The organism is Pseudoalteromonas sp. SR45-5 (genome assembly GCF_014163565.1).
GTDB lineage: Bacteria > Pseudomonadota > Gammaproteobacteria > Enterobacterales > Alteromonadaceae > Pseudoalteromonas > Pseudoalteromonas distincta.
The window spans coordinates 1-1,910 of the sequence record NZ_JACJDN010000709.1; the positions used below are offsets into that span (position 1 = coordinate 1).

General features: G+C 38.0%; 1 protein-coding gene. It reads left to right on the forward strand.

Features of this window, described 5'->3' with window-relative positions; translation table 11 throughout:
* The first annotated feature begins 64 nt into the window (after positions 1 to 64).
* Positions 65 to 1,906, forward strand: coding sequence for a methyl-accepting chemotaxis protein (locus H5072_RS18270; RefSeq protein WP_182694363.1), 1,842 nt, complete (start codon positions 65 to 67; stop codon positions 1,904 to 1,906).
* Positions 1,907 to 1,910: the final 4 nt, after the last annotated feature.

A 1,910-nucleotide genomic window follows, 5' to 3' on the forward strand; every position in this document is an offset into this window, starting at 1 on the left:
TGATAATTAAGCATAACAAGGTCTATTCACCTTTACTCTATTACAAAAAATACAAGAGAGCCTTATGTCAGGATTACGCCAATTTTCTTTTCCCGCTATCCAGCTAATGGCAAATTTAAAATACAAAACTAAAATCAGCTTAATGTTTGGAATTTTACTCGTTCCTCTATCACTTAGTTTGTTTTTTTTAGTCTCGCTATTAAGTGAAAGTATCGTTGTTTCAAAAATGCAGCAGCAAGGCTTAAAAGGCTACAGAGCTATACTTTCAAATCAAATGCAGGGAGATACGAATCAAAATATAAAAATAGCTCGCTCACTCGGCTTTGACATAAAAGACACACAAGCCAATGAAGTACTCGAACTTGTTTCTATTCAGTCAAACCTAGCATTAGATAGCCAGTTAGCCAGTGCTTATGTAAACCGCTCTTTAGTCACGCCGATTCCTGCACTTATAATGCAAATAAACTCAACAGCGCAAAGCGCAAACACTGTTTTGGCAAGTAATCGTTTTACGCCCGATACCTTTATAGCGCTTTCAAATTTTAGTAAATCACTTCCTTTGTACGAAAAACAACTAGATAAAATACTCAATGTAGCCACCAATGCAGATAAATCAGTAAATAAAGCGCTCATGCCTCCTTTAACTAGTTTACACAGTGCTGTGGGTGCATTTAAAAAAGCGATAGATGAAAAACTACTTGAGCCAGACGATATTCTATTAACTCAAGCAGAGTTCAATAAGCTAACAAACAACGTTCACAGTAGTATTAATCAACTTGTTAGTAAGAGCATTCCAACACTTGAGAGCCTTATAGAGGCAAAACTACAAACTCAACAGTGGACACGAAATCTTGTTTTAGCTGCTTCATTGATTAGTTTGTTATTTGCATTTTATTTAATGATTGGTTTTTATTTTGCGGTTGTTGATACCATTAATCGCTTTGCTGATGCGGCGAATAGAGCCGCGAATGGCGACTTAAATGCAACGATTGATTCAAGCACCAATGATGAAATGGGTATTATTGCATCGCGCTACAACGCATTACTTAATGCATTTTCACACTTATTATTTGATGTTAAAGCAAGTACAGAAGAGCTATGCGGCGCAACTAAATCGCTATCGCATGCGAGTAGCCAAACAAGCAATGATGTTTCAAAACAGCAAACTCGAGTAAATGCCATTTATAATGCACTAAGCGAAATGGCTCAAAACGCACTTGCAGTTGAAGAGTCAGCCCATCAAGCAACGCTTACCGCGCAAGATGCTGCTGCACATGTAAAACAAGGTTCAGACAATACAATGGAGCTTGCTAAATATATGCAAGATCTACAAATTGAATTTGCAGAGAGCCAACAAGCACTCGATAAACTAGCACAAGATAGCCAAGAAATTAGTAAAGTAAGTAAAGGGATCAGTGAAATAGCCGATCAAACAAACTTGCTTGCACTTAATGCCGCTATTGAAGCCGCGCGAGCCGGCGAGCATGGCCGTGGATTTGCCGTTGTAGCTGATGAGGTAAGAACACTTGCTCAGCGTACACAAACACAAACCCAAGAAATACATCAAATTATTAGCTCTTTACAACAAGCATCTGACGACACTCAGCAAAAAATGCGCTCAAGTGTTGAAAAAATGGAGCAATCAGTAAAAGCAGCCAATCAAACCAATGAAGTATTGCAAAGTGCAGAGCAAAGTATGGGCGATATTAAACATCAAGGTGAAGTAATTGCAGAGCGTGTTAAACAGCAATCAAATGCAACAACACAAGCATTAAATGATTCGCAAGAAGTGAGTAATTTAGCAGATCAAACGCTAACATCGGCTCAATCAACGCTACAAGATGCACAGCAATTAAGTCGCTTATCTAATGATTTAACCAAATCAATGCAGTTTTTTAAATCTTAAACGT